Genomic DNA, 13,299 nt, shown 5'->3' with positions numbered 1-13,299 from the left:
CCCTCTACCAGGCCCTGGACCTCCTCCAACACCTCATCGCCACCTGGACCGGCACCTGCCTAACCTGCCGACAACCCACCTGGCAGCCCTACGACACCACCTAACAAAGCACTACTAGGGGGTGTCCGCAAAGTCCCGCCTGCCCCGCGTCGTCCGGCGCGGGACCGCCCTTCGGGCGGCCGGCGCTACTTCGCGTACACCCCCTAGACGAACCCCGCGGGCGGGCGCGCCCGCCAGGAGTGGGCGGGACAGTGCACCACCGACGTCATGTTCCGGTCCCAGTGGGCCCGGTGGCGCCGGGTGGAGCGGGGCGCGCACGGCACGGCGGCCGTGCGCGCCAGCATGAGCAGGGCGGCCGTGAGGGCCGCCAGTTCTATGTGGTCCGGGGTGCCCCGGACCACCTTGATCCGGTGCCGGCGTATCACCAGGTCACCGGCAGGGCCTTGGGCCCCCGGATCAGCGCCCCGGCCTGCCATTCGAGCTGCTCGGGCGGCACGGCCAGAGCCAGGCGCGGATAGCGTTCGATCAGCGTGGTGATGATGATCTCGGACTCCATACGGGCCAGCATCGAGCCGACGCAGTGGTGCGGCCCGTTGCCGAAGGCCATATGGGCGATCGGCCCGCGGTCGAAGTCCAGCGCGTCCGGGTTCGGGAAGACCTCGGGATCGCGGTTGGCCGCGAGGTACGAGGAGTACACCGTCTCCCCGGCCTTGATCGTGACCCCGGCGATGTCCACGTCCCGCGTCGCGATCCGCGGCAGACCGACCCCGCTGCGGTGCGGGATGAACCGCAGCAGCTCGTCGACGGCCTGGGGAATCATCTCCGGCTCCCTGCGCAGCCGTTCGTGGTGCTCCGGATGGGTGAGCAGGGCGTACACCATGTTCGCGCTGTTGTTGCGGACGGCGTGCGCACCGCTCACGAGGATCGCGGTGGCGATGGAGACGGCCTCCGGCTCGGTGATCTCACCGGCGTCGGCGGCCCCGGCGAGGACTCCGGCCAGGTCGTCGCTCTGCTTCTCCCGCCGCATGGCGAGCAGGGAGACCACGCATTCGCGGACCGTCTTGAGGGCGTCGGTGCTCTTGTCCGGGGACGGCCCCGGGGTCATGATCACGTTTGCCCAGGAGGTCATGTCCTTGCGCATGTCCTGGTCCATCCCCAGCAGGTCGGCGACGGCCGCGAGCGGGAACGGGCCGTGCAGGTGCTCGACCAGGTCCGCCGGCGAGCCGTGCCGCTCCATCTCGTCCAGGAGGCTGTCGGCGGTGTGCTGCACGGTCGGCCGCAGCTTCTGCATGCTCTTGCCGGTGAACGCCCGGGCGACCACGCGGCGCATGTCGTTCAGGCGCGGCGGATCGGCGTAGTTCATCGACGCCTGCTGCGAGGCGATCGCATGCGGGGAGGAGGCGGTGATGGTCCGCCCGACCAGTTCCGAGCGGCTGAAGCGCGGGTCCGTGGTCGCCGCCTTCACATCGGCGTAGCGCGCCATCAGCCAGGCGGTGCCCTGGCCGAAGGGCAGCCGGATCCGGGTGGCCCTCTGGTCCCGCAGGCGGTCGTGCAGGAACGGGTCGAAGTCCAGCGCCTCGAAGTCGTCCAGGTTCCAGCAGTGCACCGGTTCGCCCGAGGCCGGGTCCACCCCGGCGTCCATCTCCGGGTCCATCTCCGGCTCCGGCCTGAGGGCGGTTTGCGGGTCTGACGTCATGGTTCATCTCCCTGCGTGGATGGCACCCCCCAAGGCGCGATTCCGCGGGAAATCGGCAGAGCCATCCCTTCCCTGTCGTCACACGCTCCGCTGCCTCCTCGGCCCAGCGTCACCGGATTGGCTCATGTCACCAACGCCGTAGTCCCGCGCGCGCATCCGGCGGAGGTCGATGAGGCTGTGTCAGACACGAAAGGAGAGCCACCCATGGCGACTCTGTGCAGGCCAACGGTGTGCGTGCCCGAGCACGTGATCACGATGGAGCAGACCCTTGATCTGTGCCGGTCCGTGCACGCGGACCATCCGCAGCTCGACCTGGCGCTGCGCCTGATCCGCAACACCGGCGTCGCGAAGCGGCACATCGTGCAGCCCATCGAGGAAACGCTCAAGCACCCCGGGTTCGAATCGCGCAACGCCGTGTACGAGGCCGAGGCCAAGGCGCGGGTCCCGGCGGTGGTGCGGCAGGCGCTGGAGGACGCCCGGCTCAGGGCCAAGGACATCGACCTGATCATCTACGTGTCGTGCACGGGCTTCATGATGCCCTCGCTGACCGCCTGGATGATCAACGCGCTGGGTTTCCGGACGGACACCCGGCAGCTGCCCATCGCCCAGCTGGGCTGTGCGGCGGGCGGTGCTGCGGTCAACAGGGCCCACGACTTCTGCCTCGCCTACCCCGAGGCGAACGTGCTGATCGTGTCCTGCGAACTCTGCTCGCTGTGCTACCAGCCCAGCGACCTGGAGGTCGGCAACCTGCTCTCCAACGGCCTGTTCGGCGACGGAGTGGGCGCGGCCGTCGTCCGCGGCCGGGGCGGAACCGGCATGGAACTGCACCGCAACAGCTCGTACATCATCCCCCAGACGGAGGACTGGATCATGTACGACGTCAGGTCCACCGGGTTCCACTTCAAGCTCGACCGGCGGGTCCCCGGGACCATGGAACCGCTCGCTCCGTCCCTCAAGGACCTGGCCAAGGCCCACGGGTGGGACGCCGCCGCGCTGGATTTCTACATCATCCACGCAGGTGGGCCGCGGATCCTGGACGACCTCAGCAAGTACCTCGGTGTGGCACCCGAGGCATTCCGCTTCAGTCGGGCCACACTGACCGAGTACGGCAACATCGCCAGCGCCGTCGTCCTGGACGCACTGCGTCGAATGTTCGACGAGAACGGTACCGCTGACGCCGCGCGGGGCCTGCTGGCCGGTTTCGGCCCGGGCATCACCGCAGAGATCTCACTGGGCAGCTGGACCTCGGAATGAGGGACCGGGTGAGGGAGGAATCCGAAGAATGCTGAAGGACGGCCCCGCAACAGCAAGGCCACCCATCACGCACTGGCCCACCCCGGCCCTGGACGGGGTCGACTTCGACCCCGTCCTCGCCGAGCTGATGCAGGCGGGTCCGATCACGCGGATCCGCATGCCCAACGGAAGCGGGTGGGCCTGGCTCGTCTGCCGGTACGACGACGTGCGCACGGTGGCCAACGATCCCCGGTTCAGCCGCAAGCTGGTCGTGGAACACGACGTCACCCGGCTGGCCCCGCACTTCATCCCCGCACCGGGTGCGGTCGGGTTCGAGGACCCGCCCGACCACACCCGGCTGCGGCGGACCGTCGGCGCGGCCTTCACCACCCCCGGGGTGGAGCGCCTGCGCACCCGCGCGAAGGAGATGCTCGACGGCTACGTCGACGGGATCCTGCGCGACGGCCCGCCCGCGGACCTGACCGAACGCCTGCTGGCGCCCTTCCCGCTCGCCGTCGTGTGCGAGCTGATGGGCGTCCCGGAGGAAGACCGGCCCAGGGTCCACGAATGGACCACGCTGATCCTCTCCTCGGCCCAGGGAGTGCAGCGCAGCGAGCAGGCGAAGAACGACATGTGCGCCTACCTGGGCGGGCGCATCCGCGCCGGTGAAGTGGCCGGCGGCGACAGCGTCATCGGGCTCCTGGTGAAGGCCATCGAGGCGGGCGAGGTCACCGCCGAGGAGGCCACCGGCCTCGCCCTGCTCCTGCAGATCGGGGGCGAGGCCGTCACCAACAACGTGGGCAACATGGTCTACATCCTGCTCACCCGGCCGGACCTGATGGACCGGATGCGCAGCGACCCCGGCCTGCGGCCCGCGGCCATCAACGAGCTGCTGCGCTACATCCCGCACCGCAACGCGGTCGGGCTCTCCCGGATCGCCCTCGAGGACGTCACGGTGGCGGGCCAGCTCATCCGGGCGGGCGAGGCGATCTACGTCTCGTACCTCGCGGCCAACCGTGACCCGGAGGTCTTCCCCGACCCCCACGAGCTGCAGCTGGAGCGCAGCCCCAACCCGCACGTCTCCTTCGGGTACGGACCCCACTTCTGTCCCGGGAACATGCTGGCCCGCCTCGAATCCGAGCTGATGGTGGACGCCCTGCTCGACCGCTTCGCGGAGCTGCGCTTCAGCGTCCCCGTCGGCGAACTGCGATGGCGGCCAGGGGCCCTCATCCGCGGGCCCGAAGGTCTGCCCGTGACCTGGTCATGACCGCGCACGTCGCCCGCGACGGGCTGCTCGTGCCACCGGGTCACGGCCGCAAGCTGCACACCGACGCCCAGCAGGTCACGTTCAAGGTCACCGGGGAGCATTCCACGGTGGCCTCGAGCTTCGAGGTCGTCGTACCTCCGGGGTTCGACGTCGGGGCGCACCTGCACACCCGAAGTGAGGAGCTCTTCTACGTCCTGGAGGGTGAACTCGACGTCATGGCCTTCGAGCCGCGCGTCCGTTCCGGGGACGACTGGCGACACTGGGAGGCGCTCGACGGACGCCAGGTCGTCCGTGCCACGCCCGGAACCGTCATCGTGGTTCCGCCCGGTTGTCCGCACGCCTTCGCGAACCCCACCGGCGAACCGGCCCGGATGTTCTTCCAGGCCTCCCCGCCCCCCGATCACGAGCGGTACTTCGAGGAGCTCCTCGACCTGCTCGACACGAGCGCCACCCCGGATCCCGCCGCGATCCAGGCACTCCGGAAGCGCTACGACATCGAACAGCTCACGCCCCTGCGCCACGAGCTGTCCTGACCACCACCGCGAAAACCCTCACCCAAACGCACACCATTCTCGGGAGACTTCATGCTGCGCACGCGCCGCAAACTTCGCACCGCCACGTACGTCCTCGCGACCATGATCGCCGCCAGTGCCTCGGTCGCCGCGGCCCCGGCACAGGCCGCCCGCTCCCTGCCGTCCTACTGGTGCTACCTCAACGGTGTCGAGGTGAGGTCCGGTCTGTCGGTGGTGAGGGGCACGGAGGGCGTCGACACGATCACGTGCGAGAACGACGTCGAGAACGTCATCATCGACGGCGGCGGCGGCAACGACAACATCCGCGTCAAGGGCATGCTGATCGACTCCCAGCTGCTCGGCGGCGAGGGCGACGACACGCTCCAGGTCAACAACCTCGCCCCGAAGAACGGCAACGCGTCGGTGCGCGGCGGCCTCGGCAACGACACCATCATCACCGCGCTCGTCGTGGGCACGGCCGACCACGGGGCCAGCGTCTACGGCGACCACGGCGACGACAAGATCACCACGGGCAGCGTCATGGGCCAGCCGGGCGAGTACGAGCGCGGCGGCGGCCAGGTCTTCGGCAACGACGGCAGCGACCTGATCCGCACCGGCAACGTCGACCTCGGCGGCCGGGTCCTCGGTGGCAGCGAGAACGACGTCATCGAGCCCAAGTCGGTGGGCGCGGAGTCCGCGGGCATCGTCCAGGGCGGTCCCGGCAACGACACGGTCCGCGGTCTGAACGACACGGTCCTGATCATCGGGCCGGGCTACGGCCAGGTCGACGGCGGGATCGGGACCAACTCCTGCCGGGTCAGGCACTTCTCGACCGGAGACCGGGTCCGCAGCACGCTGTCCAACTGCCCGTCCAGCGAAGCGGGCCCGACGACCCCCGCCAAGCCGGCCGCTCCCGCCGCCTCCGCCGCCCCCGCCGCTCCCGCCACCCCCGCCAAGCCGGCCCAGCAGGCGGCCCCCGTGGCCGCCGGCGGCCACTCACCGCGCTGACGGGCGGCGGCCCCCGGGCGCGCCGTGCCGGCGCTCCACGGACAGGCCGCCGGGCAGCATGAACAGGGTCAGCACCGCACCCACGGCGAAGATCGCCGCCGATGCCGTGAAGACCGTGTGGTAACTCTCCAGGGCAGCCCGCGCCGCGAGGTCGGGCGTGGGCTGCCGGCCCGCCAGTGAGCGGGCGACGGCTCCGGCGGCAAGGGTGCTCATGAGCGCCGTGCCGACGGAGCCGCCCGTCTGTCGCATGGCGTTGACGGTCGCGGAGCCGACGCCCGCGTCCCGCGGGTCGATGCCGGCCGTACCGAGGTTCATGGCGGCCGCCGTGATCAGGCCCATGCCCAGCCCCGTGGCCACCTGGCCCGGCAGCACGTCGACGACGTACGGGCCGGTCGCCGTCAGGTTCGTCATCCAGGCCATGCCGCACGCCGAGAGCAGCATGCCGGTGACGATGCGCGGGCGCCCGCCGATCCGGCCGAGCATCCCCAGGTTGCTGCCGATCGCGCCGATCATCGTACAGCCGGACATCGGCATGAAGGCCAGGCCGGTCTTGGCCGGGCTGTAGCCGCGGGTGTGCTGCAGGTAGTACGTGAGGAACAGGAACACCCCGAACATGCCGACCCCGGTGACGAACACGGCGATCAGCGCCGCGCCCCGCACCCGGTCGAGCACGATCCGCAGCGGCAGCAGCGGGTGCGTGCTGTGGCGCTGCCACCACACGAAGGCGGCGAGCAGCAGGGCGGCGGCGACCAGGAAGCCCAGGGTGTGCACGGACTGCCAGCCGTCGGGGCCGGCCGTGGCGAGCCCGTAGACCAGGCAGAACAGCCCGGACGAGGCGAGCACCGTGCCCGGCAGGTCCAGCCGGGGCGCGGTGGTGGGCACCGGGCGCTTGAGCAGCAGCACACCGCCGGTGACCGCGACGGCGGCGAACAGCAGGTTCACGTACATCGTCGAGCGCCAGCTCAGGTGCTCGGTGAGGAATCCGCCCAGCAGCAGGCCCACGGCGCCCCCGGAGGCGGCGAGCGAACCGAACACGCCGAAGGCCTTGGCGCGTTCGGCGGGCGCGGAGAACGTGGTGGTCAGCAGCGAGAGAGCGGCCGGGGCCAGCAGCGCCGCGAACACGCCCTGCAGGGCGCGGGCCGTGACGAGGACCCCGAAGGTGGCCGCGGCGCCGCCGAGCGCGGAGGCCGCCGCGAAGCCGATCTGCCCGATGAGGAAGGCCCGGCGCCGTCCGAACTTGTCGGCCAGCCGGCCCCCCAGCAGCAGGAGGCTGCCGAAGGTGATCGCGTACGCGGTCACCACCCATTGCCTCTGGTTGTCGGAGAACCCCAGGCCGGCCTGGGCGGACGGCAGGGCGATGTTCACGATGGTGGCGTCGAGGACGACCATGAGCTGCGCGAGGCCGATGACGCCGAGGATCCACCAGCGGCGCGGATCGGGCGGCGCCGCGGCGCCGGGTACGGCGGAAGCGGTGCTGGTTCCGGGACGGGTCGGCTCTGCGGACATGGTGGGGCTCCCCATGGGTTCCGCGCGTTCTCGCCGGCGAGAGGGCGTACGCGTGTGCGTGGACTGTCTGCTTCGAAGATGCGCGAGAGCGCCCCGTCACCCGTGCGCCACGCCATGACGCCGTCCGGATGGACCAGTGCAGCGTCCGTTTCCTCTGCCGTTCCCCTACCGTTTCCCCTTCTTCTTCCCCTTCTTGCGCGGGGCCTCGACCGGGCGCCCGGCGTGGAGTTCCAGCGGGCCCGTGCCCTCGGCGCGGGCGCGCAGAGAGGCCTCGATCTGGCGGCGCAGGGAGGGTTTGACCAGGTCGCGCAGGTCCGCGGCGGGCACCGCCCGCCAGCGCAGCAGCTCGAAGGGGGCGAGCCGGATCCGGTCCAGGGCGGCGGCGTCCAGGACCCCGCCGTCGTAGAGGAAGCGGATGCGGGCAGGGTAGCCGCGCTTGTGGGCCCAGTTGACGGCGAGCAGCCGGCCCGGTGCCAGGTCGAGGCCGAGTTCCTCCCGTACCTCCCGGCGCGCGGCGGCGCGCGGGGTCTCGCCGAGATCGCTGTCGATCCCGCCGCCCGGCAGGTTCCAGCGCCCCGAGTTGCCGTACGAGGGCTCCACCAGCAGGATCCGGCCCGCGGAGTCGGTGAACACCACGCTGGCCGCCGTGACGGCCTTGGGGCGGGCGGCCCGGTGGCTCGCGGCGTCGAAGGACCCGGCGTGCTCCAGGGCCGTACGCCGCTCCGGGTCCAGTCCGGCCGGGGAGCCGGGCTGGGGCACGCCGTCGACGAGGTGCGCGAGGGACCCGGCGTACAGGGCGGCCAGAGCGGCGCGCAGCCTGGGCGCGATCCGGGCCGGCAGCACCTCGTACGCCTCCTCCGGCGCGAGCCAGCGGGCGGCACCCTCGCCGTCCGCGCCGGAGAGCGCGCCGGCCTGCTCCGGCGGGAGCGGTCCGACCAGGTGGACGTGGGTGATGAGGGAGCGGCCGAGGGAGCCGGGCCGCCGGGAGTCCACGGCGAGCAGCCGGCCGACCGGCACGGACAGGCCCAGCTCCGCCTCCAGCTCCCGGGCCAGAGCCTCCTCCGGGGTCTCTGTGTCCTCGACGGTGCCGCCCGGAAGTTCCGCGGCCGACCGGTACGAGGCAGCCCGTACGAGGACCCGCCCGGCCGGGTCCAGCACGATCGCGGTGGCGGCGACGAGCGGGGACGGCCGGGCGGCGTAGTACTGGCGGACCTCGTCGGTGGAGGGGCGGCCGGAGGGCCGGTCGGACGGATCGTCGTACGGCCGGTCGTACGACGGGTCGTACGGCCGGTCGTACGGGCGGTCGGACGGGCGCTCGGGCACTGCGGACTCCTGGTGTCTGGTCGGGCCACCGTACGGGGCGGATCCGCACCCCGCCCGGGCCCGTCGCGCTCGCCGCGGCTCGCAGGTCAGGCCCGGGCCAGGAGCATCCCGCCCATCGTGACCATGGTCGCCGCGACGAGCCCGTCCAGCATCCGCCAGGCCGAGGGGCGAGCCAGCGGACCGCTCAGCAGCCGGGCGCCGTAGCCGAGGGTGGCGAACCAGATCAGGCTGGCCAGCCCGGCCCCGATGCCGAAGGCCCAGCGCAGGTCCCCGCGGTCGGCGGCGAGGGAGCCGACCAGCAGGACGGTGTCCAGGTAGACGTGAGGGTTCAGCCAGGTCATGGCCAGGCAGGTCAGCACGGCCCGGCGGCGGGATCCGGCGGTGGCCCCCTCGGTGCCCAGGGCGGCGCCGGGGGCGGGCCGCAGCACCCGGCGGGCGGCGAGGACTCCGTAGACGATCAGGAAGGTGCCGCCGGCGATGGCGACCGCGGTCAGGGCGGCCGGCCAGGCGGTGACGAAGGCACCGACCCCCGCGACGCCGAGGGCGATGAGGAGCGCGTCGGAGACGGCGCAGATCGCGACCACGGCGAGGACGGCGTGCCGGCGCACCCCCTGCCGCAGGACGAAGGCGTTCTGCGCGCCGATGGCGACGATGAGGGAGAGTCCGGTGCCGAAGCCGGCGAGTGCCGCCGCGATGATGCCGTGTGTCATGGCTTCGACCGTAGGCAGCGGCGTGGTTTCAGTACAGCTAAAGATTTTTACGTACCCTTAGCGTTCGTGATGGAAGAGCTGCCCCTGGACCAGGTACGGACCCTGCTCGCCGTGGTCGACGAGGGAACCTTCGACGCGGCGGCCGCCGCCCTGCACGTGACCCCGTCCGCGGTGAGCCAGCGGGTCAAGGCGCTGGAGCAGCGGGCCGGGCGGGTGCTGCTGATGCGCACGAAGCCCGTACGGGCGACCGAGTCCGGGCAGGTGGTGGTCCGGTTCGCCCGGCAGCTCGCCCGGCTGGAGCGGGACGCGCGCGCCGAGCTCGGCATGGCGCAGGAGTCGGGCGGCCCGGTGCGGCTGCCGATCGCGGTCAACGCGGACTCGCTCGCCACCTGGTTCCTGCCGGCGCTCACGCGGGTGCCGCAGGATCCGCCCGTCTTCTTCGAACTGCACCGGGAGGACGAGGGGCACACGACGGCACTGCTGCGGGAGGGCCAGGTGATGGCGGCGGTTACCTCCTCGCCGGACCCGGTGGCCGGGTGCACCGTACGCAGGCTGGGGCTGGCGCGGTACCTGCCCGTGGCGAGCCCCGGGTTCGTGGCCCGGCACCTGGCCGGGGGCCTCGAACAGGGCCTGCGGGAGGCACCGGTGATCGTCTTCGACCGGCGGGACGAGCTCCAGGACGTGTTCGTACGGTCGCTGACCGGCGATCAGGAGGCCGGGGCCGGGCCGCTGCGCCACCACGTGCCGACCTCGGAGGGGTTCCGGGACGCGGTGGCTGCCGGGCTGGGCTGGGGGCTGGTGCCGGAGCCCCAGTCGGAGCCGCTGCTGCGCGCGGGACGGCTGGAGCTGCTCGTGCCGCGGCGGCCGCTGGACGTTCCGCTGTACTGGCAGCAGTGGAAACTCGACTCCCCGGCGCTGTCCGTGGTGGCGGAGGTGGTGGCGGCCGCGGCGGCCGAGGCCCTCCGTCAGGACACCACCCGGCACCCGGCGGTCAGGGCCCGCTCCTGATCCCGCGGGCACCCCAGCAGGGGGTGTCCTGCCGATCAGACCCCGCTCCATGATCCGGCCCGATCGACAAGACACCCCCTAAGCTGCGGGTATGGAGTCCTACACGATCGGCCAGGCCGCCCGGCTGCTCGGCGTCAGCGTCGACACGGCCCGCCGCTGGGCCGACGCCGAGCGCTTCCCCACCCGCCGGGAGGGCACGCGGCGGATGGTGGACGGGCCGGATCTGGCCGCGTTCTGCGTACAGGCCGCGCAGGAGGCGAGCGAGGGCGAGGACGCCCCGTACACCTCGGCGCGCAACGCCCTCCCGGGCATCGTCACCGCCGTGAAGCTCGGCACGGTCGACGCCCAGGTCGAGATCCAGGCGGGCCCGCACCGCATCGTGTCGCTGCTGACCCGCGAGGCCGTGGAGGAGCTCGGCCTGGAGGTCGGCGCGCGGGCCGTGGCCCGGGTGAAATCGACGAGCGTCTTCATCGACCGGGTCTGACGGCCGCGTCCCGCGCGGCGCCCGCCGCGCCCGCGCGCGTGGACCGGTCCGGCGGCGGTGGCAGACTGGCCGCTGATCCGCCGAAGGGAAGTACCTCGTTGTCCATGTTCAGCAACCTGCGCCGGGCCGTGCGCCGCGGCTACCGGCGGGCCGTCGACCTCAGCCACCCCTCCCGCTCCCCGCTCGGAAGCGCGGTGGTCAACTGCGTGGTCTACGTGGACGGCGCACGGCAGGACGGCTGCGCCGAGGTCGAGGAGGCGCTGCGGCGGGTCCGCAAGACCGGCGACGGGTTCGTCTGGATCGGCCTCCACGAACCGACCAGGGAGGAATTCGCCGGGCTCGCCGAGCTGTTCGGCCTGCACCCGCTCGCCGTCGAGGACGCGGTGACCGCGCACCAGCGCCCCAAGGTGGAGCGGTTCGACGACATACTGTTCTCCGTCTTCAAGACCGTGCGCTACGTGGAGCACGAGGAACTCACCGCGACGAGCGAGGTCGTGGAGGCCGGCGAGCTGATGGCGTTCACCGGCGACGACTTCGTCATCACCATCCGGCACGGCGGCCACGGCACGCTGGGCCCGGTCCGCGAGAGCCTGGAGGCGGCGCCGGACCAGCTCGCGAAGGGGCCGGCCTCGGTGCTGCACGCCATCGCCGACCACGTCGTCGACGACTACGTGGCCGTCACGGACGCGGTGCAGAACGACATCGACGCCGTCGAGACCGCGGTGTTCAGCGAGTACGGCGGCCGGGGCGACGCGGGCCGCATCTACCAGCTCAAGCGTGAACTGCTGGAGCTGCGCCGGGCGGTGGCCCCGCTGAGCCGCCCGCTCCAGCACCTGGCCACGCAGCCGATACCGGTGATCCCGGCAGAGGTCCGCGCGTACTTCCGCGACGTCTCCGACCACCTGACCCGGGCCACCGACCAGATCAACGCGTACGACGCGCTGCTCGACTCCATCCTCCAGGCGCACCTGGCGCAGGTGACCGTCGCGCAGAACGAGGACATGCGCAAGATCACGGCATGGGCGGCCATCGTCGCCGTGCCGACCATGGTCTGCGGGGTGTACGGCATGAACTTCGACAACATGCCCGAGCTGCACTGGACGTACGGCTACCCGATCGTGGTCGGCGTCATGGCCCTCGCCTGCTTCGTCATCCACCGGGGCTTCCGCCGCAACGGCTGGCTCTGACCCCTCCCGCGGTCCTTGCAACACGCATGGCGTGAACGGGTATTGAGCTGTCGCGAGCTCTGGTAGTAAAGTTTCCTAACGAAGTCGCTCAAGCCTCAACTTCCCCATGGAGGACTTGTGTTCGCCCCCCACCGCAAGAGAATCGCCATCGGCGCCCTGCTCGGCAGCGCGCTCCTCGCCGTACCGGTGACCGCCCACGCGACGGCGGCGCCGGCGTCCGCGCCCGCATCCGCGTCCCCCGCCGCGGCATCGGCGAAGGCCGTCGGCCTCGACGACCCGGCGAAGAAGGACATCGCCATGCAGATCGTCTCCAGCGCGGAGAACTCCTCCCTGGACTGGAAGGCGCAGTACAGATACATAGAGGACATAGACGACGGCCGTGGCTACACGGCCGGGATCATCGGCTTCTGTTCCGGTACCGGCGACATGCTCGACCTCGTCGAGTACTACACCGGCGTCAAGCCGGGCAACGTGCTCGCCAAGTACCTGCCGGCCCTGCGGAAGGTCGACGGCTCGGACTCGCACAGCGGACTCGACCCGAACTTCACCAAGGACTGGGCGAAGGCGGCGCAGGACACCGAGTTCAAGAAGGCCCAGGACCACGAGCGCGACCGGGTCTACTTCAACCCCGCCGTCAATCAGGGCAAGTCCGACGGGGTCGGCGCGCTCGGCCAGTTCATGTACTACGACGCCATCGTCATGCACGGCGACGGCGGCGACTCCACCGGCTTCCGCAACATCCGCAAGCGGGCGCTGTCCAAGGCCAAGCCCCCGGCGCAGGGCGGGAACGAGACCACCTGGCTGAACGCCTTCCTCGACGCGCGCGTCTGGGCGATGAAGCAGGAGGAGGCGCACAGCGACACGAGCCGTGTCGACACCGCGCAGCGGGTCTTCCTCAAGAAGGGCAACCTGAACCTCAACACCCCGCTCGACTGGAAGGTCTACGGGGACTCGTTCCACATCGGCTGAGCGGGCCGGTGAGTTCACGGTGAGTCAACGGCGTCCCGCACCGGCCCCAGTGTCCGGCGCGGGACGCGGTTGCGTGTACGTGACAGCGGCTGACAGAGTCGCGGAGCCGTAACGATGTGGGTGCGGATGCCCATGCTCCGCCGGGGAGAAGGCGAATCGCGGATCCCCGCCGGACGGCTCTGGTGGCACTCCCGCATCACGAATCGGTCCCTATCGCCCCCGTTTCGTCACCCCGTGTGACGCGATGCGATCAGTGGGTTCCAAGTGGCGGTCGGGGCCGGTGATTTTGGTCCGTGAACCCGGGATAAGCGGTGATTCCGGCGTGTTGCGAACTGGCTTGACCGCCACATAAGCGGGGCATAAGTTCTGCCTCGGCTTGCTCCATCAGGACGGGCC

The 13,299-nt window shown here is 71.5% G+C and carries 13 protein-coding genes; 8 read left to right on the top strand and 5 right to left on the bottom strand.

Features of this window, described 5'->3' with window-relative positions; translation table 11 throughout:
• Positions 1-203: 203 nt before the first annotated feature.
• Both ACFXGI_RS36485 and ACFXGI_RS36480 read right to left on the bottom strand, forming a co-directional pair.
• Positions 204-425 carry an acyl-CoA carboxylase epsilon subunit gene (locus ACFXGI_RS36485; protein WP_384716631.1) on the bottom strand — a complete coding sequence of 74 codons (222 nt, stop codon included), beginning with the start codon at positions 423-425 and terminating at the stop codon, positions 204-206.
• Positions 422-1,696, bottom strand: a complete 1,275-nt coding sequence (locus ACFXGI_RS36480) for a cytochrome P450 (RefSeq protein WP_384716628.1) — start codon at positions 1,694-1,696, stop codon at positions 422-424. Before ACFXGI_RS36480 ends, ACFXGI_RS36485 begins: the two co-directional genes overlap by 4 nt.
• A gap of 204 nt (positions 1,697-1,900) precedes the next feature.
• Between ACFXGI_RS36480 and ACFXGI_RS36475 the strand changes: the two genes are divergently transcribed.
• Genes ACFXGI_RS36475 through ACFXGI_RS36460 form a run of 4 tightly spaced genes read left to right on the top strand, consistent with a single transcriptional unit; the run spans position 1,901 to position 5,716 of the window.
• Positions 1,901-2,950, top strand: a complete 1,050-nt coding sequence (locus ACFXGI_RS36475; RefSeq protein ID WP_384716625.1) for a type III polyketide synthase — start codon at positions 1,901-1,903, stop codon at positions 2,948-2,950.
• A 28-nt stretch (positions 2,951-2,978) separates the two neighbouring features.
• A complete protein-coding gene (locus tag ACFXGI_RS36470; protein ID WP_384716622.1) occupies positions 2,979-4,196 on the top strand; it encodes a cytochrome P450 in 1,218 nt (405 codons plus the stop codon).
• Positions 4,193-4,729 carry a cupin domain-containing protein gene (locus tag ACFXGI_RS36465; RefSeq protein WP_384716619.1) on the top strand — a complete coding sequence of 179 codons (537 nt, stop codon included), beginning with the start codon at positions 4,193-4,195 and terminating at the stop codon, positions 4,727-4,729. Before ACFXGI_RS36470 ends, ACFXGI_RS36465 begins: the two co-directional genes overlap by 4 nt.
• A 51-nt stretch (positions 4,730-4,780) precedes the next feature.
• Positions 4,781-5,716, top strand: a complete 936-nt coding sequence (locus tag ACFXGI_RS36460) for a hypothetical protein (protein ID WP_384716616.1) — start codon at positions 4,781-4,783, stop codon at positions 5,714-5,716.
• On the opposite strand, the gene ACFXGI_RS36455 is transcribed toward ACFXGI_RS36460, so the two are convergent.
• The 3 genes from ACFXGI_RS36455 to ACFXGI_RS36445 all read right to left on the bottom strand — a co-directional run bounded on the left by ACFXGI_RS36455 (position 5,705) and on the right by ACFXGI_RS36445 (position 9,255).
• Positions 5,705-7,222, bottom strand: coding sequence for an MFS transporter (locus ACFXGI_RS36455; RefSeq protein ID WP_384716613.1), 1,518 nt, complete (start codon positions 7,220-7,222; stop codon positions 5,705-5,707). The two genes, ACFXGI_RS36460 and ACFXGI_RS36455, sit on opposite strands and share 12 nt — an antisense overlap.
• Positions 7,223-7,387: 165 nt before the next feature.
• The gene (locus tag ACFXGI_RS36450) at positions 7,388-8,545 is read right to left on the bottom strand and encodes an NUDIX domain-containing protein (protein ID WP_384716610.1); all 1,158 of its coding nucleotides are present in this window, start codon (positions 8,543-8,545) and stop codon (positions 7,388-7,390) included.
• Positions 8,546-8,631: 86 nt separating this feature from the next.
• Complete coding sequence (locus ACFXGI_RS36445; RefSeq protein WP_384716607.1) at positions 8,632-9,255, bottom strand: LysE/ArgO family amino acid transporter; 624 nt, start codon at positions 9,253-9,255, stop codon at positions 8,632-8,634.
• A gap of 69 nt (positions 9,256-9,324) precedes the next feature.
• Between ACFXGI_RS36445 and ACFXGI_RS36440 the strand changes: the two genes are divergently transcribed.
• The 4 genes from ACFXGI_RS36440 to ACFXGI_RS36425 all read left to right on the top strand — a co-directional run bounded on the left by ACFXGI_RS36440 (position 9,325) and on the right by ACFXGI_RS36425 (position 12,903).
• Positions 9,325-10,263: a LysR family transcriptional regulator ArgP gene (locus ACFXGI_RS36440; RefSeq protein WP_384716604.1), complete on the top strand. Its 939-nt coding sequence runs from the start codon at positions 9,325-9,327 to the stop codon at positions 10,261-10,263.
• Positions 10,264-10,354: 91 nt separating this feature from the next.
• Positions 10,355-10,747 carry a molybdopterin-binding protein gene (locus ACFXGI_RS36435; protein WP_384716601.1) on the top strand — a complete coding sequence of 131 codons (393 nt, stop codon included), beginning with the start codon at positions 10,355-10,357 and terminating at the stop codon, positions 10,745-10,747.
• 104 nt (positions 10,748-10,851) lie between these two features.
• On the top strand, positions 10,852-11,934 hold the full coding sequence (gene corA / locus ACFXGI_RS36430) for a magnesium/cobalt transporter CorA (protein WP_384716598.1): 1,083 nt from the start codon (positions 10,852-10,854) through the stop codon (positions 11,932-11,934).
• A gap of 117 nt (positions 11,935-12,051) precedes the next feature.
• The gene (locus ACFXGI_RS36425) at positions 12,052-12,903 is read left to right on the top strand and encodes a chitosanase (RefSeq protein ID WP_384716595.1); all 852 of its coding nucleotides are present in this window, start codon (positions 12,052-12,054) and stop codon (positions 12,901-12,903) included.
• The last annotated feature ends 396 nt before the right edge of the window (positions 12,904-13,299 follow it).

Origin of the sequence: Streptomyces sp. NPDC059355 (genome assembly GCF_042752335.1) — a bacterium.
Classification (GTDB): domain Bacteria; phylum Actinomycetota; class Actinomycetes; order Streptomycetales; family Streptomycetaceae; genus Streptomyces.
This window is presented reverse-complemented; position numbering and strand designations above follow the sequence as displayed.